The organism is uncultured Rhodoblastus sp. (assembly GCF_903903185.1).
Classification (GTDB): domain Bacteria; phylum Pseudomonadota; class Alphaproteobacteria; order Rhizobiales; family Beijerinckiaceae; genus Rhodoblastus.
Genome location: NZ_CAIUXT010000136.1, coordinates 41954 through 67528, shown reverse-complemented (window position 1 = coordinate 67528; position 25575 = coordinate 41954). Strand labels below are relative to the sequence as shown.

Below are 25575 nucleotides of genomic sequence, written 5' to 3'. Positions count from 1 at the left end.
CTCCAGCTCCACGGCCACGTCGAGCAGCGGATCGTCCTTGATGCCGAGTTCTTTCAGCACGTCATGGGCGGTCTTCGCCATCAGTTTTGCGCGCGGGTCGTAATTTTTATAGACGCGATGGCCGAAACCCATCAGGCGGAAGGGATCGTTCTTGTCCTTGGCCTTGGCGATGAATTTGGGAATATTCTCGACCGTGCCGATCTCCGACAGCATTTTCAGCGCCGCTTCATTGGCGCCGCCATGCGCGGGACCCCACAGGCAGGCGATGCCGGCGGCGATACAGGCGAAGGGATTGGCGCCGGAGGAGCCGGCCAGACGCACGGTCGAGGTCGAGGCGTTCTGCTCGTGATCGGCGTGGAGGATGAAGATCTTGTCGAGCGCGCGCGCCAGAACCGGATTGACGTTATAATCCTCGCAGGGGACGGCAAAGCACATGCGCAGGAAGTTCGAAGTATAGTCGAGCGAGTTTTTGGGGAAGATGAACGGCTGGCCGATCGAATATTTGTAGGCCATGGCCGCCATGGTCGGCATTTTGGCGATGATGCGCATGGTGGCGATCACGCGCTGATGCGGATCGGCAATGTCGGTGGAATCGTGATAAAAGGCCGAAAGCGCGCCGACTGTGGCAACCATGACCGACATCGGATGGGCGTCGCGGCGGAAGCCCTGGTAGAACCTCGCCATCTGCTCGTGCACCATGGTGTGGCGCGTGATGCGATTGTCGAAATCGATCTTTTGCGCCGGGGTCGGCAATTCGCCATAAAGCAGCAGATAGCAGGTTTCGAGGAAGTCCCCGTTTTCGGCGAGCTGTTCGATCGGATAGCCGCGATAGAGCAGAACCCCGGCGTCGCCGTCGATATAGGTGATTTTCGATTCGCAACTGGCGGTGGAGGTGAAGCCGGGATCGTAGGTGAACATGCCGGTCTGCGCATAAAGCTTCCCGATATCGGCCACCGCCGGTCCGATGCTGCCATGCCGGATCGGCATGTCCACCGTTTTGTCGGCGAATAGGAAATTGCCCGTTTCACTCATGAGGAACCGCCTTTTAGCTGAAGCGTCCGACCAGCGGTTCGCCGCCGGTCCGGCGCCAGAAGGGCCGCAAATCGCAGGAAAATCGCATCTACTTTTGTGCGTTGCACCTGAGTAGCCGATTGTTGGCGCCGGTTCAAGGCGATGATTCGTTAAACCAAAGGGCGCCTCCGGTGCGCCATTTTGGAAAAATTCGACCGTCCGCGCCAAAGCCGCAGAAAAACCATCCAGATATCCGGCGCGCGGGAAAACAAACGGCGTGCCGGCCGTTCACGTCGAGGCGTCGGCGATTCTCCCCAGACTCTCCTCGCGGCCCAGCGTTTCGAGCACGTCGAAAATTCCCGGCGAGGTGGAGCGGCCGGTCAGGGCGGCCCGCAACGGCTGGGCGACCTGCCCGAGTTTGGCGCCGGAATCGCCGACATAGGCGCGAACGGCCGCCTCGGCCGCCGCCGCCGTCCAGTCCGGCAATTGCCCGAGCCGGGGCGCCAGAGCGGCGACATGGGCGCGGCCCTCGGGGCTCAAGATCTGGCTCGCCTGCTCGTCATAGGCCAAGGGCCGCGCGGCAAACAGGAATTGCGCGCCATCGAGCAGTTCGATCAGGGTCTTGGCGCGTTCCTTGAGCCCGGGCAGCGCCCGCGCCAATTGCGCCTTCCTGACGTCGTCGAGCTTTGCGGCCGCTTCCGCGCCGCCCGGCAGATAGGGCAGGGAGGCGATGAATTGGGCCAGCAGCGCATCGTCGGGCATGGCGCGCAGAAAGTGGCCGTTCATGTTCTCGAGCTTGGCGAAATCGAAGCGGGCCGGCGAGCGATGGACCTGATCGAGCGAAAAAGCCTCGATCAGCTCCTCGGTGGAGAAAAACTCGCGGTCGCCCTGGCTCCAGCCGAGCCGCGCCAGATAGTTCCGCAGCGCCTCGGGCAGGAAACCCATGGCGCGATAGGCGTCGACGCCGAGCGCGCCATGGCGCTTCGACATTTTGGCGCCGTCTTGCCCGTGAATCAGCGGAATATGCGCCCAGGCCGGAGGGGTCCAGCCCATTGCCCGATAAATATGGCTTTGCCGCGCGGCATTGGTCAGATGGTCGTCGCCGCGCAGAATCTGGGTGACGCCCATGTCGTGATCGTCCACCACCACGGCCAGCATATAGGTGGGGTTGCCGTCGGAGCGCAGCAGCACGAGATCGTCGAGGTCCTTGTTGGGGAAGGTCACTTTCCCCTGCACCTTGTCGTCGATCACGGTCTCGCCGTCGCGCGGCGCCTTGAGCCGCACGACCGGCTTGCGGCCCTCAAGGATCGCCGCCGCTTCCTGCGCCGATCCGCCGAGGTCGCGCCAGCGCCCGTCATAGCGCGGCGGCCTGCCTTCCGCGCGCGCCAGTTCGCGCATCTCGTCGAGTTCGGCGGCGCTGGCGTAGCATTTGTACGCCGCGCCCTTGGCCAGCATTTCCTCGACCGCTTCGCGGTGGCGCGCGGCGCGCGAAAACTGATGGACGACCTCGCCGTCCCAGTCGAGGCCGAGCCATTTCATGCCGTCGACGATGGCGTCGATCGCCGCATCGGTCGAGCGTTCGCGGTCGGTGTCCTCGATGCGCAGCAGCATTTTTCCGCCGCTCTGGCGGGCGAGCAGCCAGTTGAACAGCGCCGTGCGCGCGCCGCCGATATGCAGATAGCCGGTCGGCGAGGGAGCAAAACGCGTCACTACGGAGTCGGTCATCGGCAAAAAAACCTTGAATTTCGGGCGGATCGCTTTTTCACGCCGGCGCGCTCGTGTAGCATGGGCGTCGGCGGCAAAAAAAGAGGCAAATGTTCATGGCGTCCGCGCCAAGGGAACTGACCGGCCCGGTTTCGCGCGGCGGCGCGGGCGCGGGCTGGTCCTTCAGGGCGCTTTTGAGGGCCTTCGTGGCGCGCGCGGGAGCGGCGCTCGAGGAGGAATGGGCGCTGCGCCGGCCTTTTCTGTGGCTGCCGGCGGCGATGGGCGCGGGGGCGATTTTCTATCTTGTCGCGGCGACCGAACCGGCGCTCTGGGTGGTCGGCCCTTTCACCCTGATCTGCGCCGCCCTGGCCCGGCTGGCGCGCGAAAAGCGCGCGGTTTTCGCCTGTCTGGCGGCGCTGGCGGCGCTCGGCGCCGGCGAGACGTTCGGGGCGTGGCGCGCCGCGCGCGTCGATGCGCCGGTCCTCGACCGGGTTCTGGTCGGCGAAGTCGCCGGTTTCGTCGAGGAGGTGGATTTTCGCGCGCAGGGCGCGCGCTTCCTGCTGCGCGTCAGCGAAGCGCAGGGGCTCGCGCCGGACAAGACGCCTTTTCGCATGCGCCTGACCTCGCGCGGCCGCCCGAATTTCGCCGCCGGCGATTTCGTCGTCGTCAAGGCGCGGCTGCTGCCGCCCGCCCATCCTTCGCTGCCGGGCGGCTATGATTTCGCGCGCGACGCCTATTTCGCCCGTATCGGCGCGGTCGGCAACACGCTGACGCCGCCACAGGCGGTTCCGCCGCCCGAGTCCGCCGGCTGGCGCTTCGGTTTTTTCGCCGCCGTCGACCGGGCGCGCAATGCGCTGGCGCTGCGGGTCGCCGACGCCATTGGCGGCGATAATGGCGCCATCGGCGCGGCCATGGTCACCGGCAAGCGCGATCTCCTGTCCGAGGAGGCGAAGGAAACCATCCGCAAGGCAGGCATTTTCCACATCATCACCATTTCCGGCGTGCAGATGACTTTGGTTGCCGGCATTTTCTTCGTCGGCCTGCGGCGGCTGATGGCGTTTTCGCCGACGCTGGCGCTCAACTATCCGATCAAGAAATGGGCCGCCGGCCTGGCCATCGCCGGCGCCTGCCTTTACGCGCTGTTCACCGGATCGCGCGTCGGCTCGGAACGGGCGCTGTTCATGACCCTGATTTTGCTCGGCTCGGTGCTCGCCGACCGGCCCGCGCTGACCATGCGCAATCTGGCCTTCGCCGCTTTGGCGGTGATCGTCCTGCAACCCGAGGCGCTGCTCGGCGCAAGTTTCCAATTGTCCTTCGCCGCCGTGGCGGCGCTGGTGGCGGTTTATGAATCGCGCGCCGCCGCGCGCAGCTTTGTTCCAGGCGGCCAGGCCGGGCCCACCGCCGCGCCACGCGAACGGGAGGCGCGCGCGCTGGCGCAAGATCTTGCCGAGCGCAGCCGGCACGGCGTTTTTGGCGCGCTGTTCGCCACTTTCTGCGCTACGTCCGCCACGGCCTCGTTCATGGCCTATGATTTTCACGAGTTGAGCCCCTATGTGCTGATCGGCAACCCGCTGACGCTGGCGATGATCGAGCTTTTCGCCGTGCCGGCGGCCTTGCTCGGTTCGGTGCTATATCCGTTCGGGCTCGACGCTTGGGTCTGGTCCTATCTCGGCGCCGGAATCGCCATCGTCATGAAAATCGCCGGCTGGATCGGCGCGGCGCCCGGCGCCAGTATTTCGCTTCCGGCCTTCGCGCCCTGGTCGATTGTCTGCCTGACCCTCGCAGTGCTTTCCGCCGTGCTGTGGCGCACCGCCCTCATGCGGCTGACCGCCCTGCCGCTGCTGGCGCTCGGCCTGCTCGGCGCGGCGAGCGGCGGGCGCTTCGATCTGGCGGTTCCGCCGTCCGGCGACATGGCGGCGCTGCGCGACGCCGACGGCCAATTGACGCTGCTCGGCAAGAAAAACGACGCTTTCGCCGCCGAACAATGGCTGCGCGCCGACGCCGATCCGCGCAACGGCGCCGAGCGGGCCGGCCATTGCGACGCCCTTGGCTGCGTCGGGCGACTGCGCAATGGCGAGTCCGCCGCGCTGGTGCTCGATTATGCCGCTTTCCACGAGGATTGCGCACGCGCGCAGGTGGTGATCTCGCCGCTTTACGCCCCAAGATCCTGCGCGCCGAAAATCCTGCTCGACCGGGCGCGGCTGGCGGAGACCGGCGCGGTGACGCTGGCTTTCGGCGAGAATGGCGTGGAATGGCGGACCGCCCGGGCGCCCGGCGAAAATCGGCCCTGGTCGCCCGCGCCGCGTCGTCGCGTCATTGCCGCTTCGACGCCGCATGGCGTTTCGCGCGCGCCCGTTGCGGCGCGCGACGACGATGCTTCCGAAGAAATCGCCGAGTAACGGTCGTGCGCCAGATGTCCCTCTCCCCGCAGGCGGGGAGAGGGAGTCAAAGCGCTTCAATACTTGCGCACCAGACTCACCAGCTTGCCCTGGATATTCACCCGGTCGGGACCGAAAATCCGCGTTTCATAGGCGGGATTCGCGGCTTCGAGCGCGATCGAGGCGCCGCGTTTGCGCAGGCGCTTCAGCGTCGCCTCCTCTTCGTCGATCAGGGCGACCACGATGTCGCCGGATTCCGCCGTGTCCTGCTTCTTGATGACGACGGTGTCGCCGTCGAGGATGCCGGCCTCGATCATCGAATCGCCGCGCACTTCGAGCGCGTAATGTTCGCCGCTCGACAAGAGGTCGGGCGGCAGCGAGATCGAATGCGAGCGCGTCTGCAACGCGGAGATCGGCGTGCCGGCGGCGATCCGTCCCATGACCGGAATGGCGACCTGCTGAGAGAAATCGGCCGCGTCGCCGTTGGCGCCGCCGCGGGTCTTGCCGAGATTGCCCTCGATGACGCCGAAGGCGGAGCGTCCCGAACGCGGCGTGGCCGGGGTCGAGGATTCCGGCAACCGAAGCACTTCGAGCGCGCGGGCGCGATTGGGCAGGCGGCGGATGAAGCCCCGCTCCTCCAGCGCCATGATCAGCCGGTGAATGCCCGATTTGGAGCGCAGATCCAGCGCGTCCTTCATTTCGTCGAAGGAGGGCGGCACGCCGGTCTCCTTGAGGCGCTCGTGGATGAAGCGCAATAATTCGCTCTGCTTTTTCGTCAGCATTTTACCGCCTCTTGCTTGCCCTTCGCGCCATCTACGCCTCATCCCCGCGAAGGCGGAGAATCGACCAAAGACAGATCATGAACAAAACATAGACGTTCGCGCTTGGTTCCGCAATTGGAAATTTTGGCGACCCGACCTGTGCAAACCGCGCTCCGGGCGCAGGCTAATCGAGCTTCTTTCCCAGTCTTCCGGCGAGGTCCTGAATATACTGGAAGGCGGCGCGACCCGAACGGGAGCCGCGCGTGATCGCCCATTCGAGCGATTCGGCGCGAATCTGCTCTTCCGGCGCTTCGAGCCCAAAATATTTTGCATAGGCGAAGACCATGGCGAGATAATCGTCCTGGCTGCATTTGTGGAAGCCGAGCCACAGGCCGAAGCGGTCCGAGAGCGAGACTTTTTCCTCCACCGCCTCGCCGGGATTGATCGCGGTCGAGCGCTCGTTGTCCATCATGTCGCGCGGCAGCAGGTGGCGGCGGTTGGACGTCGCGTAGAACAGCACATTGCCTGGTCGGCCCTCGACGCCGCCCTCCAGCGCCGCCTTGAGCGATTTATAGGAGGCGTCGCCGCCATCGAACGACAGATCGTCACAGAACACGAGGAAGGAAAACGGAGCGTCGCGCAAAAAACCCATCAGCGCGGGCAGGGACTCGATGTCCTCGCGGTGGATCTCGATCAGTTTGAGGCCGGCGAATCCGGGTTCGCCGGCAAGCCTCGCGTTGACGTCGGCATGGGCGGCCTTGACCAGCGAGGACTTGCCCATGCCGCGCGCGCCCCACAGCAGCACATTATTGGCCGGCAGGCCGCGCGCGAAACGCTCGGTATTGCCAAGCAATTGATCGCGCAGAAAATCGACGCCGCGCAAAAGGCCGATTTCGACGCGGCTGACTTTTTGCACCGGCGCCAGTGTTTGGGTTTCGGCGCGCCAGACGAAAGCGTCGGCGCCGGCAAAATCCGGCTTTTGCGGCGGCGGCGGGCTCAGCCGCTCCAGCGCCTGCGCGATGCGGGCGAGCAAATCATTCGTATTTTGAGAGGCGGGCGAGGTCATGCGGGGCGTCCGGAGGGGCCTGATGGCGACCCCATTAGGCGGCGGCGGCAAAAGACTCAAGCCTTGGAGCGCTTGGCGTTATTGCTTTCGGCTTTTGAGCCGCTATAGTCCGCCAAAAATTCGGTTCCCGGCGCAGCCCTCGAGCGCCCAAAGCGGAAAGCGCGACATGTTTTTGATTTCTCCTGCCTATGCGCAGACGGCGGGCGCCTCCGCCGGCGCCGACGTGCTGATCCAGATGGCGCCCTTCGGCATCATTCTGCTGATCATGTATTTTCTGATCCTGCGGCCGCAGCAGCAGCGCGCCAAGGCGCATCAGGAATTGATCTCCAATCTGCGTCGCGGCGACACGGTGGTGACCAATGGCGGGCTGATCGGCAAGGTCACCAAGACCATCGACGATTCCGAGATCGAGATCGAGATCGCCCCCAATGTCCGCGTGCGCCAGAGCCGGGCGGCCATTGCCGATGTGCGCGCCAAGGGCGAACCGGTCAAGGATCCCGCCTGAACTGGCCAAGAACAATGGAATAGCCGCAAACAATGCTGCGCTTCGCTCCCTGGAAAATCGCCTTCACGCTGGCCGCGTCGCTGATTGCGTTCCTGATCTGCCTTCCCAGCATGATCGGGCCGCAGAACCGCGCCGCGCTCGCCGCCCATCTGCCGTCCTGGCTGCCGCCCAATGGCATCGTGCTCGGCCTCGATCTGCAGGGCGGCGCGCATCTGCTCTATGAGGTGGATCGCGCCGACGTGATCCGCAGCATGGTCGGCAATCTGCGCGACGATCTGCGCCGGCTGCTGCGCGAGGAAAAGATCGGCATTTCCGGCGGCATCGGCATCAACGCGCGCGGCGTGCAGGTGCGCATTCCCGACGCCGCCGACCGCGCCCGCGTCCTGCCCAAACTCGCCGCGCTGGTGCCGCTTTCCAGCGCCGGCCCCGGTTCGGGGCTCGACATCGTCGAGGGCGAGGACGGGCTGCTGAAGCTCAACATTTCCGACGCCGCCATCGACAACAAGGTCAAGCGCGCGGTCGAACAGACCATCGAAGTACTCAACCGGCGCGTCAACGGCCTCGGCACCACCGAGCCGAACATCCAGCGCCAGGGCGCCGACCGCGTGCTGGTCGAAGTGCCTGGCCTGCAAGACACCAACCGGCTCAAGGAAATCGTCGGCACCACGGCCAAGCTGGAGTTCCGCCTCGTCGCCGACCCCGGCGCCAATCCGGGCGATGTCGACCAGCTGGAGCAGACCGACCAGCCCGGCAGATTGCCGGTCGAAAAACAGGTGATGGTGCAGGGCGAGGATCTGACCGACGCCACGCCGGGGTTCGATTCGCGCAATGGCGAGCCGGTGGTCAATTTCCGCTTCAACATTCGCGGCGGCCAGCAATTCGGGCAGGCGACCTCGGCCAATGTCGGGCGGCCCTTCGCCATCGTGCTCGACAACAAGGTGATTTCGGCGCCGCGCATCCTCGGGCCGATCACCGGCGGCTCGGGCCAGATTTCCGGCCGCTTCACCGTCGAACAGGCCAATAATCTCGCCATCCTGCTGCGCGCCGGCGCGCTGCCGGCCAAGCTGACCATTGTCGAGGAGCGCACCGTCGGCCCCGGCCTAGGCCAGGATTCGATCGACGCCGGCAAGAAGGCGGCCTATTGGGCGGCGGCGCTGGTGGTCGCCTATATGCTGATGACCTATGGCGTGTTTGGAATCTTCGCCAATGTCGCGCTGCTGATCCATATTTCGTTCATCTTCGCCGCGCTGGTGCTGCTGCGCGCCACCCTGACCCTGCCCGGCATCGCCGGAATCGTGCTGACCATCGGCATGGCGGTGGATTCCAACGTGTTGATCTACGAGCGCATCCGCGAGGAATCCCATGCCGGCCGCTCGATTGTTTCGGCGCTCGACGCGGGCTTCAACCGCGCCTTCGCAACAATCGTCGATTCCAACGTGACGATGTTCGTGGTGGCGGCGATTCTCTACTTTCTCGGCGCCGGTCCGGTGCGCGGCTTCGCCGTGTCGCTGGCGCTCGGCATTCTGACCACCATCGTCACCGCCGTCACCATGACGCGGATGATGATCGCCCTTTGGTATCGCTACGCCCGCCCGACCAAGCTTCCGATCTGATCAGGACCTTTTGCCATGAAGCTTTTGCGCCTGGCGCCCGAAAACACCAAGTTCCCGTTCATGCGCTTCCGGCGCGTGTCCTATCCGTTTTCGGCGGTGCTCTCGATCGTTTCGGTGATCCTTTTCCTGACCGTGGGCATGAATTTCGGCATCGATTTTTCCGGCGGCACGCTGCTCGAAGTGCAGGCGAAATCCGGCATCGCCGATCTCTCCTACATCCGCGACCTGTCCGACCACCTCGGGCTCGGCGATCTCGAAGTGCAGGGCTTTGGCTCGCAGGCCGACGCCTCGATCCGCTTCGGCATGCAGCCGGGCGGCGACGTGGCGCAGCAGGCGGCGGTGGAAAAGGTCCGCAAGGCGCTCGGCGAGTCCTACGATTTCCGCCGCGTCGAAGTGGTCGGCCCGCGCGTCTCCAACGAACTGGTGCAGTCCGGCACGCTCGGCGTGGTGCTGTCGATTCTGGCGGTGCTGGCCTATCTGTGGTTCCGCTTCGAATGGCAATTCGCCATTGGCGCGATCATCGCCACGATGCACGATTTGCTGCTGACGGTCGGCTTTTTCTCGATCACCCAATTGGAGTTCAACACCACGTCGATCGCGGCGATCCTGACCATCGTCGGCTATTCGCTCAACGAAACCGTGGTGGTGCTCGACCGCATCCGCGAAAATATGCGCAAGTTCAAGAAAATGCCGACCGATCAGCTCATCGATACGTCGATCAACGCCGTGCTGCCGCGCACCCTGATGACCGCGACCACGGTTTTCCTGGCGCTGCTGTCGCTGGTGATCTTTGGCGGTCAGGTGATCCGCTCGTTCTCGCTGGCGATGATGTGGGGCATATTCGTCGCCACTTATTCCTCGATTTTCATCTGCTCGCCGACCTTGATCTATCTCGGCCTGCGCAATGAAAACCGCGCCGCCTCCGACGAAGTCACGGGGCTGGGCGGCAAATCCGGCGCGCGGCCGCTTTCGGGCGCCTGAATTGGCGGAAGGGCGCAGATACGAGGGCTTTACCCCTGGCCTTCACCCGATCGACGGCATCGCCGCCGGCGGCTTCCAGTTCGCCGGCATGACCCATCGCGGCTCGCTGCTGGCGCTGCCGGACGGCATCCACGCCTATGCGCCCGAAACTTTCGCAGCAGTGGACGAGGCGTCGCTCGCGCCTTTGTTCGCCTTGCCGCGCGGCAGCGTCGATTTATTGCTGTTTGGATGCGGCGCAATGCTGCTGCCGGTTCCGCCGGCTCTGCGCCAGCGTCTGCGGGCGCTCGGCATCGGCTGCGACCCGATGAGCACCGCCGCCGCCTGCCAGACCTATAATATCCTGCTGGGGGAAAAGCGCCCGGTCGGCGCGGTGCTGATCGCGGCGTGATGGCGCGCCATAGCTACAATGCGAGGTACTCGGGGACTGGATACGAATTGCGCGGCATCCATTCTTGTCGCGTCGGCCCGTCGCTGCGTCGCAATTCGTTTTCAGTCCCCGACTTCCGGGACGGTTTTAGCTAGACGATTTCGAGGCTCCGATCATCGTGAATACTAAGAAGCATGAATGGATCAAAAAACTTGCTGCGGGAAGCGCCGCAATCGCCGACATGAAACTTGCTTCAGACATCCCGGATGCTGCCCTGGATGCCGACGCGTTTTCTCTCGCCAACTGTGACGCTCATTGTCGCCTGATTGCCCGAGCGATCGGAGATTTGCTAAAGAGCAACTCCACGTCGAAATCTAATGCCCGAAATTTAATTCGCCGCCTGATCTCACGAGATACATATGGCGCTTTTGCAGAACTCGCTGCGTATGATTGGCTGGCCCAGTGTCCTCTGAAGTTCACAACGGAAGTCGCCATGACCTCAAGCGACGTTTTGGCCACCGAGGGATCGACCCTCGACGGTCGGATCGAATTTGGCAGCATGTATTTTGACATCAAAGCTTTTGGCTCCAACGGGAGATTGGCTCAACGTTTGAAGGAACGATTAGAAAAAGAAATTCCCGACGAGCAGGTTCTTATCGAGGAGTCGTGGGACCTATCCTTTGATATATTTAGTGATCTGATCGAAACGGCGCCGGATATTGCCAATGAACTCAGACAGAAAGGCATGGTGAGGAAAGGTCCGATGGTGATCCGACTGGATTCCGTGAAACCTGTGACGATCATTGGTCGCAACGTTGAGCCATATCGCCTCGCAAAAGCGAACGTTCACTACCCCTTTCGCGACGCTAAGCAATTCACCCGAAATAATCCGTTTATACTAATATTGGTGGTGCATCCTTGGTTCAACTACCTTTCAATTTACAACGATTTCGCCGGGATTGATACCGCTTTTACTCGCTCGCTTGCTCGCCGCGCCTTCATGCAATTTTCCCACGACTCAACGCCTCTTACTTCCATTGCTAAAAAGGTCCCAGCCGATGTGACCATTGGCGATGCCTCGCGTCTCTTATCGGCGATTTTTTTTGTTAACGTTTGGCCAAAAGATGCGGACTCAAGCATCAAATATGCTATGCCTTCATGGTTGTATTTGAACCCGCGAGCGACACATCGTTTGACGTATTGGCACGCAAAGTTTTTTTGCGCTCAGAATCCGAACGGAACTCAAATCGATGGCTTCGCTGACGATGACTACTAGCGCCGGACGGTGGCTTTGGGTTGGCGCAATCGCAGCAACTATAACCTTTACCGCAATCGCAAGCGGCTCCGAGAAAGCTGCTCCAGTATGGAAACAGCCCGCACCTGGAACCAAAGCATTTCTTGGTGATGATGGAGGGGGCGTCAATACGGCGACCGTATGCGACACTGCGGACCGGTACCGGGATTGGCTTAAATACGAGCATCCGCCCGGATGCCAGACCTTTCAGCACGATTTGCCTGTTGTTATAGAAGTCATCACTTATAATCCTGTTGAAGACAACAAGGGTGCAATGGGGCTTCCGATTGCGAAGGTACATATTCCAACAAAAAATTTTGTAGGATATATTCTATTACTTAGCCTCCACCCGCTGGTGCCAAAAGGAACAATCGTTAATTTCAAAAAAATCGGGAACGATACACTACGGTTGTTCCCGACGGCAAGAATAGGTTCGATTGATGCTGCGACAGGGTTGGATTTAGGAGAGCGCTGCTCGGCAAGCGTCATCAGCTACGACCCGTCTAAAGACCATGAACGGGATCTGCACGTGACAATTCTCGACGGCGTCCATGCTGGGCAAAGCGGCTGGATGAGTTCTTTTGGCGCGCACGGGGACGACGGGACTCTGGTTGACCAATTCTTCCAATCCGTACTTGACAACAATGCGCGTTGACGCCTGATCTTTAGAGTAGAGGAAATTCTGTGCGCGCCAATCCATCCCGGAAGTCGGGGACAGGAAACGAATCACGACCCGATCAAAGTCGCCAAAAAGGAAAACCGCAACGCGCCATGAGTATCCAGTCCCCGCCCTTCCTCGCGCCGTGGCTGCCGAAAGTCATCCGCCGCGTCGCATCACCTCCCACAAGGGGAGAAGGGATCATGCTAAATAGCGCCCGCCGGGGGGAGGGGCCGGCGGGCGCTGAGGCGTACGAGCGATTAACACGCCCGTACGTTGACCTCGGAAGGAACGGCCAAACCTTACGGCGCCTCTATAAACGATTAACGAACTATGATCGCCCCTGGATCAGGACGGAACCCAAAAATTTTGCAAAGCAGCATTGCGATTTTTGCAAAGCAGCATAGGCCTCAGGCCGCCGCTTCCCTTGACCCGGGCCGGCGCAGCAGAACCTCCTTCAAAAACTGTCCTGTATAGGAAGCGGGTTCGCGCACGATGGCCTCCGGAGGTCCTTCGGCGACAATGGTTCCGCCGCCGTCGCCGCCTTCCGGCCCCATGTCGATCACCCAGTCCGCCGTCTTCACCACTTCGAGATTATGCTCGATCACCACCACGCTGTTGCCCTGATCGACCAGTTCATGCAGCACTTCAAGAAGCTTTTTCACGTCGTGGAAATGCAAGCCGGTAGTCGGTTCGTCGAGAATATAGAGCGTGCGCCCCGTCGAGCGCCGCGACAATTCCTTCGACAATTTGACGCGCTGGGCTTCGCCGCCGGAAAGGGTCGTGGCCTGCTGGCCGACTTTTACATAACCCAGACCGACGCGCGAAAGCGTCTGCATCTTGTCGCGGATCGACGGCACCGCCTTGAACAGGTCGGCGGCCTCTTCGACCGTCATGTCGAGCACATCGGCGATGCTGCGGTCGCGATAGCGCACTTCCAGCGTTTCGCGGTCATAGCGCCGGCCCTTGCAGACGTCGCAGGTGACATAGACGTCGGGCAGAAAATGCATTTCGATCTTGATCACGCCGTCGCCCTGGCAGGCTTCGCAACGTCCGCCCTTGACGTTGAAGGAGAAGCGTCCCGGCCCGTAACCGCGCGCCTTGGCCTCCGGCAGGCCAGCGAACCAGTCGCGGATCGGCGTGAAGGCGCCGACATAGGTGGCGGGATTGGAGCGCGGTGTGCGGCCGATCGGCGACTGGTCGATGTCGATGACCTTGTCGATATGCTCCAGCCCTTCGAGCGTGTCGAAAGGCGCCGGATGCTCCAGCGCGCCATTGAGGCGCCGCGCCACCGCCTTGTAGAGCGTATCGACCACCAGCGTCGATTTGCCGCCGCCCGAAACGCCGGTGATGCAGGTGAACAGGCCGAGCGGCAAGTTCGCCGTGACGTTGCGCAGATTGTTGCCGCGCGCGCCCGTCAGCTTCAACATGCGGCGGGGGTCGGGTTTCCGGCGTTTTTTCGGCGCGGCTACGGCGAGACGGCCGGTCAGATAGGCCCCGGTCAGCGAATTTTCATTGGCCATGATGTCGGCCGGGGTTCCCTGCGCGACGATTTCGCCGCCATGGACGCCGGCCCCGGGGCCGACATCGACGACATAATCGGCGGTCAGGATGGCGTCCTCGTCATGCTCGACGACGATCACCGAATTGCCGAGGTCGCGCAGCCGCCGCAAGGTTTCGAGCAGGCGGAAATTATCGCGCTGGTGCAGGCCGATGGAGGGTTCGTCGAGCACATACAAAACCCCGGTCAGGCCCGAGCCGATCTGCGAGGCGAGGCGGATGCGCTGGCTTTCGCCGCCCGACAGGGTCCCCGAACCGCGCGCCAGCGTCAGATAGTCGAGCCCGACATCGACGAGAAACCGCAGTCTCTCGTCGATCTCGCGTAAAATGCGCGCCGAGATCTCGTTGCGCTTGGCGTCGAGCTTTTGCGGCAGGGCGACGAACCATTGTTGCGCCTCGCGCACCGAGAGTTCGGAAATTTGGCCGATATGGGAAAAGTCGATCTTGACCGCCAGCGCCTCGGGCTTGAGGCGAAAGCCCTTGCAGGCGGCGCAGGGGCTGGCCGACATGTAGCGCGAGATTTCCTCGCGCGCCCAATCGCTTTCGGTCTCGATATAACGCCGCTCCAGATTGCGGATCACCCCCTCGAACGGCTTTCTCACCTCATAGGCGCGGGTCCCGTCGGCATAGGTGAACAGCACGTCCCGGTCGCCGGAACCATAGAAAATGGCTTTGTGCGCCTCGGCGGAAAGCGCCGACCAGCGGTCCTCCATGCGGAACTTGAAGACCTTGCCAAGCGCTTCGAGCGTCTGCGCATAATAGGGCGAGGGCGACTTGGCCCAGGGCGCGATGGCGCCCTTGCGCAGGGTCAGTTCGGGATTGGGGACGATCAATTCGGGATCGACCTTCTGCTCGAAGCCGATGCCGCCGCATTTCGGGCAGGCGCCATGGGGATTATTGAACGAAAACAGCCGCGGTTCGATTTCCGAAATCGAAAACCCGGAGACCGGGCAGGAGAATTTCGACGAAAAAACGATGCGCTCGGGCGAAGCCGTTTTTTCGCCATCGCCATCCCGGACGCCTTCGGCGAATTCGACGATGGCCAAGCCATCGGCGAGATCGAGCGCGGTCTCGAAACTCTCCGCGAGACGCGCCGAAATATCGGCGCGCACGACGATGCGGTCGACCACCACCTCGATGTCATGCTTGAGCTTCTTGTCGAGCGCCGGCGCCTCGGCGATGTCGCAGAACTGGCCGTCGATCTTCAGCCGCTGGAAGCCGCGCTTGAGAAATTCCGCGATTTCCTTGCGATATTCGCCCTTTCGGCCGCGCACCACCGGGGCGAGCAGAAACAGCCGCGTGCGCTCGGGCAGGGCCAGCACCCGATCGACCATCTGGCTCACCGTCTGGCTCTCGATCGGCAGGCCGGTGGCGGGCGAATAGGGAATGCCGACGCGCGCCCAGAGCAGGCGCATGTAATCGTTGATTTCGGTGACGGTGCCGACGGTCGAGCGCGGGTTTTTCGACGTGGTCTTCTGTTCGATCGAAATGGCCGGCGACAGGCCGTCGATATGATCGACGTCGGGCTTTTGCATCATTTCGAGAAACTGCCGCGCATAGGCGGACAGGCTCTCGACATAGCGCCGCTGGCCCTCGGCATAAATGGTGTCGAAGGCGAGCGAGGATTTGCCCGAGCCGGACAGGCCTGTGAACACCACCAGCTTGTCGCGCGGAATGGTGAGATCGACATTCTTGAGATTATGTTCCCGGGCGCCGCGCAGCGAAATCACACGGCCCTCGCCGATGCGAAACGCCGCCTGTTCGGAGGTTTCGGCGCTTTGCGCCGGCTTTTGCGGGGAGGGGCCTTTGGCGGGCTTTTTCAACAGGGATTTCTTCGGCGCGGGCTTTTTGGGGGGATTCTTTTTGGCTACGGGCTTGGCTGAATCCATGGTCACATTCCAAAAAACGCGGGGCCGCCAAAAGCGCGCGGCCGGTCCGGCGGGGGCGACGTCCGCCTGTATTTAACGTCAGCGGCCAAAATTTCCACCTTTCGCAGGCTTGCACGATTCGCGCCGATAAGCTAGAACATAAATAGAACATCCTCGGCGCCGGGGATCGGGCCCGCGACGCTGTGGATAAGGACGGATAAGGACGCGCGGCCGGTTTCGCGGGCGTATAGGATGCGCCCGCAGGCGCTGAAAGATCGCGCGTTGATCCCCTCGTACTTGGAGACGCGATGCTTCGCATCGCTTCCTGACATGAGAGGATAAATGAAATCAGTCGAGTAGCCCCCATCCTGAGGAGCGCCGCTAGGCGCGTCTCGAAGGACGAGGGCGGTTCATGGCCGGTTCGTCCAATGGGCAAGCGCCCAATCGGCATACGGCGAATGGCCTTGAGGCCGCGAAACGGACAGGTAGCGAGGAAACCATGGCGGGAAGCGTCAATAAAGTCATTTTGATCGGCAATCTCGGCCGCGATCCGGAGGTCCGGCGTTTCCCATCGGGCGACGCGGTGGTGTCCTTTTCGGTCGCCACCACCGACAGCTGGCGCGACAAGGCCACCGGCGAGCGCAAGGAACGCACCGAATGGCATAATATTTCGATTTTCAACGAGAATTTGGGGAAAGTCGCGGAGCAATACCTCAAGAAGGGCGCCAAGGTCTATATCGAGGGGCAATTGCAGACGCGCGAATTCACCGACAAGGAAGGCCACCAGCGCAAAGCCACCGACGTCGTGCTGACCAAATTCCGCGGCGAGTTGGTGCTGCTCGACGGGCGCGGCGCGCGCGGCGACGACGCCGGCTTCGGCGGCGCCTCGTCGGGCGGCGGTTCCTTTGGCCGGCAATCGCCACTGGAGCGCGGACCCTCGGAGCGCAACGAAGGCGCCGGCGGCGGAAGGGCCTCGGACACAATCGACGACGATATTCCATTCTGAACGGATTCGAAGGAAAACTCTAGAGATTCCACAAGGGATCGCCGCCATCGCGGCGCGCCTTCGCTCCGGCGCAAATATCCCATCCGTCGAGCCAGGGCGTGATTTCTTTTTTCAGGTTGGCGGCAATGTCGCGCCGGTTGGCGTCGTTGAGCTGCGAAGCCGCGTCGACTGTCGCGGCGCCGAGGCCTCCGGTTGGGTGCAGCGCGTTATTGCCCTTCGCGGTCTTGTAATGCAGCATTTCGTGGATCACGAGCGACCCGATCACGTCGCCCTGGGTGAGCTTGGCGATGATCTCGCACTTGGCCGCCGCTCCGCCTTGTTCGAGTTTGGTAAATCCCCAATGGTCGGCGAGAAGGTTGTCCTTGGTCGGCGCGCCGGCGATCGAGTGAAATTCGATCGGCAGCAGATAGACCAGAAAGTCCAGCTTGCCGGGCGCGGGTTTGGCGGCAGTGGCGATGACGATATTCGACGTGTGCGGCGGGTCGCCTTGCTTGACGCTTTTGTTGGCAAAGGCGATGCAATCGTCGAAAAGCGCCTTCACCCGAGTTGTGAGATCCTTGGCGAAGGATCCGATTTTCGTCAGTTCGAAAACGTCGGCGATGTGGATCGTCACGTTGGCCATCGGGCGTCTCTGCTAAAGGGCGAGGCTTCCAGCGTCGATTGACAATCTGGCAGAAAAGTCCGAGCTTTGAAAGCTCCATAGCCGGGTTTTGACACGGGCCTTTCGATGCTGTCGCTGCCGATCCTGCGCAATCTCAGCGCCGCTTATGTCGCAACCCGCAGGCCCGACTGCATCGTGTCCGACTTTCCGGAATATGCGACTGAGGTCGCCGGCCTGTCGGCGCAGCAGACGGCGCAGATCCGCGATCTGGCGGGGCAGGTTTTCGCAAGCCTTTCGAGGCATCCGGCGGCGCGCGCCGTAGTGGTTCTCGGTCACGCCGATGTCGCGCTGCGCGTAAATCCGCCGCAGCGGGCGGCTTTCGAGATGGACGTCAGCGTCAAGCGCGCGCAATCGGGCAAGAAGCTGTTCGAGGCGGAACTGGTCCGAAAGGCCGGCGCCCGATCGGTGCTATATATGTTGCGCCTTGAGGCCTTCGGCATGGGGTCGGCCCATCGCCTCGTGCTCAATCCGCAAAACGAGGCCGACATGCGCCGGAACCGGCGTGTCGAGTTTTTCGTCCTGACCCAGCATGTCAGCGGACCGTCCTGCGACTGCTCCGACTGAGGCGGCCCCATTTTGCAGGCGACGGGCTCTGGCCGAATCGTTTCGCCGGAGCTAACATCCCGCCGTTACCGCGCATGGTCCAAAGCCTCGCCGTCTCAACGGCTGGATCGACCGCAGGCGCGGGCCCCCCGCCCAAATCGCGCATTCCAACCTTTCGCCAGCCTCAATCGACGACCCATCACAGGAGATTTTCATGAACAGAATTCTGCGCTCGGCGGCTCTGGCCGCGTCTCTGGCGCTCGCCGGCGTGGCGATGACCTCCGCCGCCGCTCTGGCCGAGAACGCCCGCGTCAATCTGACCATTTACAAGGCCGGATTCATCGTCGGCGCGTCGGGCGGCCGGGGTACGGTCACCTTCCGCGGCAAGACCTATCCGGTCAATATCGGCGGCGTCAGCCTTGGCGCGACGATTGGCGCCTCCAAGGCGCAACTGGTTGGAACCGCCCATAATCTTCGCACCATCCGCGACATAACCGGAGTTTATACCGCGGCGGGCGCCGGCCTGGCCCTGGCCGGCGGCGGCCGCGTCGCGCAGCTGCAAAACTCCAACGGCGTCGACTTGAAACTTCAGGGCAGGCAGATCGGCTTCATGTTTTCGATCGATCTGAGCGGGCTGCAACTGTCGCTGCGATAATTTCCGCGAACAGATCAATGGGACCAGCCATCGAATGGTTTTTCGGCCGCTGGATGGGCAAATCGCCGGGAGGCGACAGCGAAGGATCGTCGCGAGGCGGTCCTTTGCCGGGTTCGGACTGGTTCATCCCGTGGCGGCGCCTCCGGATCTATCCGATTTGGGAACTCCAGGGCCGCGCTTGTGAAACTTCGGCGGGCGCCCCCTTTGGCCTTTGGGGGTTGATTTTATGCGGGCTTGTTGGCGCCGCCTTCGAAATATCGCCGCAACCTATTGAAATAAAATAATAAAATGAAATCACTGCGGGCCCGGCGAAATTGGCGTTCCGCGCGAGAATCACCTAAGAAGAATAGACCTTTCCCCTGAGCGCAAGGGTCTGTTTTGGCCGATAATAATCAAGAACCGCCGGTTCCGCCCGCCTCCGACATTCGCCCGGTCTCCATCACCGACGAAATGAAGAGCTCCTATCTCGCTTATGCGATGAGCGTGATCGTGAGCCGCGCCCTGCCGGATGTGCGCGACGGCCTCAAGCCGGTGCATCGGCGCATTCTGTTTTCGGCGCAGGAAAACAATTTTCTGCCCGATCGGTCCTATGTGAAATCGGCGCGCATCGTCGGCGAGGTGATGGGCAAGTACCATCCCCATGGCGACGCCGCGATCTACGACGCGCTCGTGCGCATGGCCCAGCCCTTTTCGATGAGCCTGCCGCTGATCGACGGCCAGGGCAATTTCGGCTCGGTGGACGGCGACCGCGCCGCCGCCATGCGGTACACCGAATCGCGGCTGGCGCGGCCCTCGCTGGCGCTGATCGAGGACATCGATTCCGACACCGTCGATTTCCACCCCAATTACGACGGCAAGGAACGCGAGCCGGCAGTGCTGCCGGCGCGGTTCCCCAATCTTCTGGTCAATGGCGCGAGCGGCATCGCCGTCGGCATGGCGACCAATATTCCGCCGCATAATCTTGGCGAGATCATCGACGCCTGCGTCGCGCTGATCGACCGCCCGGACATGACGCTCTCCGAATTGATGGAAATCGTGCCGGGGCCGGATTTCCCCACCGGCGGCGCCATTTTAGGCCGCGCCGGCATAAGGCAGGCCTACGAGACCAGCCGCGGCTCGGTGCTGATGCGCGCCATCTCGACCATTGAGACGATCCGCAAGGACCGCGAAGCCATCATCTTCACCGAAATTCCCTATCAGGTGAACAAGGCGACCTTGATCGAGAAAATCGCCGAACTGGTGCGCGACAAGAAGATCGAGGGCATTTCCGATCTGCGCGACGAATCCGACCGCGAGGGCATGCGCATCGTCATCGAGATCAAGCGCGACGCCGTGGCCGATGTCGTGCTGAACCAGCTCTACCGCTTCACCGTCCTGCAAAGCTCGTTCGGCGTCAACATGATCGCGTTGAACGGCGGCCGGCCGGAAAGCCTGACGATCATGGACTGCCTCAAGGCGTTCATCGATTTCCGCGAGGAAGTGGTCAGCCGCCGCACCAAGTTCCTGCTCAACAAGGCGCGCGACGGCGCCCATATCCAGGTCGGCCTGGCCATCGCCGTCGCCAATATCGACGAAGTGATCCGGCTGATCCGCATCTCCCCCGACGCCGCCGCCGCCCGCGAGGCGCTGATGGAGCGGCTGTGGCCGGCGCGCGAAATGGCGCCTTTGGTGGCGCTGATCGCCGACCCGCGCCACGGCATCGACGCGGACGGCAATTGCCGCCTGTCCGAAGCCCAGGCCCGCGCCATTCTCGAATTGCGCCTGCAAAGGCTGACCGCGCTCGGCCGCGACGAAATCGCCGAAGCCCTCAACCGGCTGGCGGCGGAAATCGCCGAATATCTCGCCATTCTGGCGTCGCGCGAAAAATTGTTCGGCATCGTCAAGGACGAAATGCTGGCGGTCAAGACCGCCCATGCCGTCCCGCGCCGCACCCAGATCCTCGATGTCGAAGGCGACATGATGGACGAGGACCTGATCCAGCGCGAGGACATGGTCGTCACCGTTTCGCACGCCGGCTATATCAAGCGCGTGCCGCTCTCGACCTATCGCGCGCAACGGCGTGGCGGCAAGGGCCGCTCCGGCATGCAGACGCGCGAGGAGGATTTCGTCCAGCGGCTGTTCGTCGCCTCGACCCATGCGCCGGTTCTGTTCTTCTCCTCGCTCGGCCAGGTCTACAAGGAAAAGGTCTGGAGGCTGCCGCTCGCGGCGCCCCAGGCGCGCGGCAAGGCTTTGGTCAACATGCTGCCGCTGGAGCCCGGCGAGCGCATCACCTCGATCATGGCGCTGCCCGAGGACGAGGCGCTGTGGGAAGGGCTCGACGTGATGTTCGCGACGACGCGCGGCACGGTGCGGCGCAACAAGCTGTCGGATTTCACCCAGGTCAATCGCGCCGGCAAGATCGCGATGAAGCTCGATCCCGGCGAAGGCATTGTCGATGTGCAGATCTGCACCGACGCCGACGACGTGCTGCTGACCACCGCCAAGGGCCAGTGCATCCGCTTCGCCGTCACCGAAGTGCGGGTGTTCAAGGGCCGCGATTCGATGGGCGTGCGCGGCGTGACGCTGGCCGAAGCCGATGTGGTGATCGCCATGTCGGTGCTGTTCCATGTCGAGGCGAGCGGCGAGGAGCGCGCCGCCTTCGTCAAGATGCGGCGGGCGCAGGCTGGCGAGCCGGCGGAGCCGGAAGCCGCCGAAACGGAGGAAAGCGCGGAAAGCGCGGCGCTGTCGCCGGAGCGTTTCGAGGAACTTGCCGCGCACGAACAGCAAATCTTGACCATTTCGGTCAATGGCTACGGCAAGCGCTCGTCGTCCTATGAATATCGCGTCACCGGGCGCGGCGGCAAAGGCATCGTCGCCATGGCGGTCAATTCCCGCAACGGCGATCTGATCGCCTCCATGCCGGTCGAGGCGAACGACCAGATCATGCTGGTCACCGACGGCGGGCAGTTGATCCGCTGCCCGGTCGCCGGCATTCGCGTCATCGGACGCGGCTCGCAGGGCGTGATCGTGTTCAATACCGCCGAAACCGAAAAAGTGGTTTCGGTCGAACGGATCGGCGAGGACGAAAACGGCGAAGGCGACAACGGGGAAGAGACCAATACGGAAGAGTGAGCGCGGCTCCTTTCTCCCCGCATCCAGGGAGCGCCTGTCTTCCGCCGGGACGAAATCGAAGCGCGTGCGGCGCGACATCCTCCCAACGACATTGGCCGGATCGGCCAGCCGGAGGAGATTTGGCCGGCGCCTTCGCGTTCCTGGCCAGACAGGGCCGCTGGCGGTCACGCCTGAAAAACGGAGGAGAGGACCGATGAATCTTGAACTGGAAGGCAAGCGCGCGCTCGTGACCGGCTCCTCGGCCGGTATCGGCGAGGCCATCGCCAGGGCGATCGCCGCCGAGGGCGCGACCGCGATCGTGCATGGCCGCAATGCGGCGCGCGCCAATGCCGTGGGCGAGGCGATCCGCGCCGCGGGCGGCAAGGCGGATGTGGTGCTCGGCGACCTTTCGACCGAGGAAGGCGCAGCCGCGGTCGGACGCGAGGCGCTCGCGAGCGGCCCGGTCGATATTCTCGTCAACAACGCCGGCTCCTATGATCCGACCACCTGGGACGACGCCACCAGCGAGGCATGGATCAAGACCTACGAGTCGGATGTGGTCTCGGCGTTCCGCCTCACCCAGGCGCTCATGCCGGGGATGCGCGAGCGCGGCTGGGGCCGGATCATCTTCATCGGCTCGGCCTCGGGATGGCAACCCATGGCGACGCAGCCGCAATATTGCGCGGCCAAGGGGGCGATGCTGAGCATGACGGTGTCGCTTGCGCGCCATCTGCGCGGAACGGGCGTCACCTCCAACATCGTCACGCCCGGGCTGATCGACGTCCCCTCCAACCGCGCCTTCTGGACCGAGATGAACAAGACCCGCCACTTCGGCGACAGCTGGGAGGAAATCGAGAAGGCCGTGGTGGGCGAGCTGCTGCCAAACGATGTCGGATTGATGGGCAAACCCGAAGATCTCGGCGCGATCGTCGCCTTCCTCGCCAGCCCCCTGTCCCGCTTTGTCTCCGGCGCGAACTGGCGCGTCGATGGCGGCAGCACCCTGTCGATCAACTGACGGGCGCAGTTGGCTGAAGGAAGCCTTACAGGACGGATCGCCGCCTAAAATGAACGAAAAACCCCTGCCTTTCGATCCGCTCGATCCGGCTGCCGCCGAACGCCGCGCCGCCGCGCGGAAAAGGCTCGACGCCATCGATCCGGCGAAAAATCCCGGCGCCGGGCCGGACGATCCTTACCGGCGCGACTGGTTCGAGGCGGTCTATGCTTTGGCGCAGGGCGATCCGGCGCAAGTCCCGTGGGGCAATATGGCCGCCCATCCGCTGCTGCTCGACTGGCTGGCGCAACATCCGCGTCTTGACGGAATCGCGGCGCTCGATATCGGCTGCGGCCTCGGCGACAATGCGGCGGCGCTGGCGGGGCAGGGCGCGCGCGTCACCGGTTTCGATCTGGTGTCGCGCGCCGCCGACTGGGCGCGCGGGCGTTTTGAAAACATGGGCGTGCATTTTTGCGTCGCCGACCTGTTCGACCCGCCGCCGGAATGGAACGAGGCTTTCGATTTCGTCCATGAAACCTATACGTTGCAGGCGCTGCCGCCGCAGCTTCTCGATGGCGCGCAAAAATCCATCGCCGGGTTCGTCAAGCCGGGCGGACGTCTGCTGGTCATCGCGCGCGCCCGCGACGAGAGCCCGGCGCTTGAAGGCCCCCCCTGGCCGCTGACGCGCGAAAACATCGAGTCCTTGGCCGCCCACGGTCTGGCCTTGCAGACGCTGGAGGAGTTGCCACCGGCGGCGACGCCCCATCGCCACTGGCGGGCGCTGTTGTGCAAGAACCGGCCTTGACAGGCTACTGAAAAAGTCGCGCGTCAAGTGAACCAATGAAATCAATAGAATGCCCTCATCCGTGGGAGCGCCGCGAGGCGCGTCTCGAAGGACGCGGGCGGTTCACGGCTTTTGCGGCGACCTGTCAAGTTTCAGCCGGCGTTTTCCAGCGCCTTGGCCTCGTCCCATAATACATCCATTTCGCGCAGCGGAACTTGGCCCAAAACCTTCCCCTGCGCCGCCAGACGCTGTTCGATATGGCGGAAACGGCGCTCGAATTTGGCGTTGGTCCGGCGCAGCGCGCTTTCGGCGTCGGTCCGGGCGTGGCGGGCCAGATTGGCGACGGCGAACAGCACGTCGCCGACCTCGTCGGCGACATGCGCCATGTCGCCCCGCTCCAGCGCTTCCTCGACCTCGTCGCATTCCTCGCGAATCTTCGCCAGCACGAGACGGGCGTCGTTCCAGTCGAAGCCGACTTTCGAGGCTTTTTCCTGAAGTTTTATCGCGCGGGTCAAGGCGGGCAGGGCGGAGGGAACATCGGCGAGCAGGCCCTGACGCGCCGCCTCGGGCAGGCCGGCGGCGCGCCGGGCCGCCGCCTTTTCGGCCTTTTCCTGCGCCTTGATTTCAGCCCAGACCCCTTCCACCGCTTCCGGCGTGCGCTGCTCGGGTTCGCCGAACACATGCGGATGGCGGCGGATCATCTTGGTCGTGACGGCTTCGACGACGCCGCCGAAATCGAACAACTCGCGTTCCTGAGCCATGCGGGCGTGAAAAACCACCTGCAGCAGCAGGTCGCCGAGTTCATCGCGCAGATCGACGAAATCCTCGCGTTCGATCGCATCCACGACCTCGCAGGCCTCCTCGATCGCATAGGGGGCTATGCTCCTGAAATCCTGCACCAGATCCCAGGCGCAGCCGGTTCCGGGCGTGCGCAGGGCGGCCATGATCTCCAGGAGACGAGAGAGTTCGCGCGACGGCTGCATGTAAACTCCAAAACAAAAGAGCAGGGCGCTGGCGCCCTGCTCTCGATATCACCGGCGCCTGCGCCCTGCTTTGAATAAATCCATCGAAGCCAAAAAGCTCAGACGAGCGAAATGGCGACCGCCTCGCGGCCCTTCTGGGTGTCCACGACCTTCATCGACACCGGCTGGCCTTCGGCAAGCTGCTGGATGCCGGCGGCGCCGAGGATCGAAATATGAACGAAGACGTCCTTGCCGCCGTCATTGGCCTGAACGAAACCAAAACCCTTCGCGCCGTCGAACCATTTCACCGCGCCCTCGATATCGACGGCGGAGGAAAGATCGGGAGCGCGGCGGGCCGGCGGGCGCGGCGAGTCGAACGAGCGCTGTGGCGCGCGCTCGGTGGCGCCGGCGGTATCGACTTCGAGCACGCGGGTGACCTGCTGGCCCTTGACGCCATTGGCGACGAGAACTTTCAGCTTGGCGCCCGGCGGCACGGTCTCATAACCGGCCGATTGCAGCGCACCGATGTGCAAGAAGGCGTCGCCGCTGCCATTGGCCAGTTCGACAAAGCCGAAGCCCTTGTCGCCCTTGAACCATTTGACGATGGCATCCACCGTGGCGCCGCCGCCTGCTGGCGCGGAGGCGGGAGAACTGGCAAAACCGCCTTCGCCGCCAAAGCCTCCACCCGGAGGCGGACTGCCGAACGGCGCGCGGGGCTGACGAAACTGGCGCGGGGCGTCGTACGGTGAGGGCGCGTCATCATCAAAACCGCGCTTCCTTGGTCCTCGAAAATCTCTACCTTTGCTCATGTCCGCCTATTAATCTCCGACTCATTTCATTCAGCACGCCGGGAGCCAAAAACATCCAGACGCCGCCATGCTCCCGAACCAACCCCGTGCGGTCGGTCGGAAACGCTAGCCGATGGTGTAATTTTTTTATTCCAGAGCCCGCGCAATAGCCTTTTAGCAGCAAATGGGCCGGTCTGGCTAGATTGCTTGCGGTGGAAAAACGCCGGAAGACTGACGAAAAAGCGGGCTTTCCGTGCGACAATTCGTCTTAGGGTAAGCGCCGCCGCAAATCACGGCCAAGTTCACATTTCTGTGAACGCGGCGATTTT

21 protein-coding genes are annotated in these 25575 nt (G+C 63.1%); 13 read left to right on the top strand and 8 right to left on the bottom strand.

The window, feature by feature from the left end; translation table 11 throughout:
• On the bottom strand, nucleotides 1-1032 hold a 1032-nt coding region (gene gltA, locus QZY01_RS12650), incomplete at its 3' end, for a citrate synthase (protein WP_294537649.1).
• 267 nt (nucleotides 1033-1299) lie between these two features.
• Entirely contained in the window at nucleotides 1300-2736 is a 1437-nt protein-coding gene (gltX, locus tag QZY01_RS12645) for a glutamate--tRNA ligase (protein WP_294537647.1), read from the bottom strand.
• Nucleotides 2737-2831: 95 nt separating this feature from the next.
• Here gltX and QZY01_RS12640 point away from each other — a divergent pair, with 95 nt between their 5' ends.
• Nucleotides 2832-5114 (top strand): ComEC/Rec2 family competence protein, encoded by a 2283-nt coding sequence (locus QZY01_RS12640; protein ID WP_294537645.1) that lies wholly within the window; start codon nucleotides 2832-2834, stop codon nucleotides 5112-5114.
• Between the two features lie 56 nt (nucleotides 5115-5170).
• Here QZY01_RS12640 and lexA read toward each other — a convergent pair whose 3' ends face one another.
• Nucleotides 5171-5875: a transcriptional repressor LexA gene (gene lexA / locus QZY01_RS12635; RefSeq protein ID WP_294537644.1), complete on the bottom strand. Its 705-nt coding sequence runs from the start codon at nucleotides 5873-5875 to the stop codon at nucleotides 5171-5173.
• Between the two features lie 163 nt (nucleotides 5876-6038).
• Nucleotides 6039-6920 (bottom strand): ATP-binding protein, encoded by an 882-nt coding sequence (locus tag QZY01_RS12630; RefSeq protein WP_294537642.1) that lies wholly within the window; start codon nucleotides 6918-6920, stop codon nucleotides 6039-6041.
• 166 nt (nucleotides 6921-7086) lie between these two features.
• Here QZY01_RS12630 and yajC point away from each other — a divergent pair, with 166 nt between their 5' ends.
• From yajC to QZY01_RS12600, 6 genes are all read left to right on the top strand, one after another.
• Nucleotides 7087-7425 (top strand): preprotein translocase subunit YajC, encoded by a 339-nt coding sequence (gene yajC / locus QZY01_RS12625; RefSeq protein ID WP_294537640.1) that lies wholly within the window; start codon nucleotides 7087-7089, stop codon nucleotides 7423-7425.
• A gap of 32 nt (nucleotides 7426-7457) precedes the next feature.
• Nucleotides 7458-9038: a protein translocase subunit SecD gene (gene secD, locus QZY01_RS12620; RefSeq protein WP_294537638.1), complete on the top strand. Its 1581-nt coding sequence runs from the start codon at nucleotides 7458-7460 to the stop codon at nucleotides 9036-9038.
• A gap of 15 nt (nucleotides 9039-9053) precedes the next feature.
• Nucleotides 9054-10019: a protein translocase subunit SecF gene (gene secF, locus QZY01_RS12615; RefSeq protein ID WP_294537636.1), complete on the top strand. Its 966-nt coding sequence runs from the start codon at nucleotides 9054-9056 to the stop codon at nucleotides 10017-10019.
• Between the two features lies 1 nt (nucleotide 10020).
• Nucleotides 10021-10407, top strand: a complete 387-nt coding sequence (locus QZY01_RS12610; protein ID WP_294537634.1) for an Mth938-like domain-containing protein — start codon at nucleotides 10021-10023, stop codon at nucleotides 10405-10407.
• Nucleotides 10408-10564: 157 nt separating this feature from the next.
• Complete coding sequence (locus QZY01_RS12605) at nucleotides 10565-11662, top strand: hypothetical protein (RefSeq protein ID WP_294537631.1); 1098 nt, start codon at nucleotides 10565-10567, stop codon at nucleotides 11660-11662.
• Entirely contained in the window at nucleotides 11637-12335 is a 699-nt protein-coding gene (locus tag QZY01_RS12600) for a hypothetical protein (protein WP_294537627.1), read from the top strand. The genes QZY01_RS12605 and QZY01_RS12600 overlap by 26 nt, the downstream gene beginning before the upstream one ends.
• Before the next feature lie 413 nt (nucleotides 12336-12748).
• Here the strand turns inward: QZY01_RS12600 and uvrA are convergent, their stop codons facing one another.
• A complete protein-coding gene (uvrA, locus tag QZY01_RS12595; protein ID WP_294537625.1) occupies nucleotides 12749-15787 on the bottom strand; it encodes an excinuclease ABC subunit UvrA in 3039 nt (1012 codons plus the stop codon).
• A 478-nt stretch (nucleotides 15788-16265) separates the two neighbouring features.
• Here uvrA and ssb point away from each other — a divergent pair, with 478 nt between their 5' ends.
• The gene (ssb, locus tag QZY01_RS12590) at nucleotides 16266-16772 is read left to right on the top strand and encodes a single-stranded DNA-binding protein (RefSeq protein WP_294537624.1); all 507 of its coding nucleotides are present in this window, start codon (nucleotides 16266-16268) and stop codon (nucleotides 16770-16772) included.
• A gap of 19 nt (nucleotides 16773-16791) precedes the next feature.
• Here the strand turns inward: ssb and QZY01_RS12585 are convergent, their stop codons facing one another.
• Nucleotides 16792-17394 (bottom strand): hypothetical protein, encoded by a 603-nt coding sequence (locus QZY01_RS12585; protein ID WP_294537622.1) that lies wholly within the window; start codon nucleotides 17392-17394, stop codon nucleotides 16792-16794.
• Between the two features lie 105 nt (nucleotides 17395-17499).
• On the opposite strand from QZY01_RS12585, the gene QZY01_RS12580 reads away from it, so the two are divergent.
• The 5 genes from QZY01_RS12580 (at nucleotide 17500) to QZY01_RS12560 (ending at nucleotide 23517) form a co-directional block, all read left to right on the top strand.
• Nucleotides 17500-17997: a hypothetical protein gene (locus QZY01_RS12580; RefSeq protein WP_294537621.1), complete on the top strand. Its 498-nt coding sequence runs from the start codon at nucleotides 17500-17502 to the stop codon at nucleotides 17995-17997.
• Between the two features lie 193 nt (nucleotides 17998-18190).
• On the top strand, nucleotides 18191-18631 hold the full coding sequence (locus tag QZY01_RS12575; RefSeq protein WP_294537619.1) for a hypothetical protein: 441 nt from the start codon (nucleotides 18191-18193) through the stop codon (nucleotides 18629-18631).
• 378 nt (nucleotides 18632-19009) lie between these two features.
• On the top strand, nucleotides 19010-21742 hold the full coding sequence (gene gyrA, locus QZY01_RS12570; RefSeq protein ID WP_294537617.1) for a DNA gyrase subunit A: 2733 nt from the start codon (nucleotides 19010-19012) through the stop codon (nucleotides 21740-21742).
• Between the two features lie 193 nt (nucleotides 21743-21935).
• Nucleotides 21936-22736: an SDR family NAD(P)-dependent oxidoreductase gene (locus QZY01_RS12565; protein ID WP_294537616.1), complete on the top strand. Its 801-nt coding sequence runs from the start codon at nucleotides 21936-21938 to the stop codon at nucleotides 22734-22736.
• Nucleotides 22737-22785: 49 nt separating this feature from the next.
• Nucleotides 22786-23517 carry a class I SAM-dependent methyltransferase gene (locus tag QZY01_RS12560; RefSeq protein WP_294537614.1) on the top strand — a complete coding sequence of 244 codons (732 nt, stop codon included), beginning with the start codon at nucleotides 22786-22788 and terminating at the stop codon, nucleotides 23515-23517.
• Between the two features lie 131 nt (nucleotides 23518-23648).
• Here the strand turns inward: QZY01_RS12560 and mazG are convergent, their stop codons facing one another.
• Nucleotides 23649-24479 carry a nucleoside triphosphate pyrophosphohydrolase gene (mazG, locus tag QZY01_RS12555; RefSeq protein WP_294537612.1) on the bottom strand — a complete coding sequence of 277 codons (831 nt, stop codon included), beginning with the start codon at nucleotides 24477-24479 and terminating at the stop codon, nucleotides 23649-23651.
• A 98-nt stretch (nucleotides 24480-24577) separates the two neighbouring features.
• On the bottom strand, nucleotides 24578-25267 hold the full coding sequence (locus tag QZY01_RS12550; protein WP_294537610.1) for a cold-shock protein: 690 nt from the start codon (nucleotides 25265-25267) through the stop codon (nucleotides 24578-24580).
• Between the last annotated feature and the right edge of the window lie 308 nt (nucleotides 25268-25575).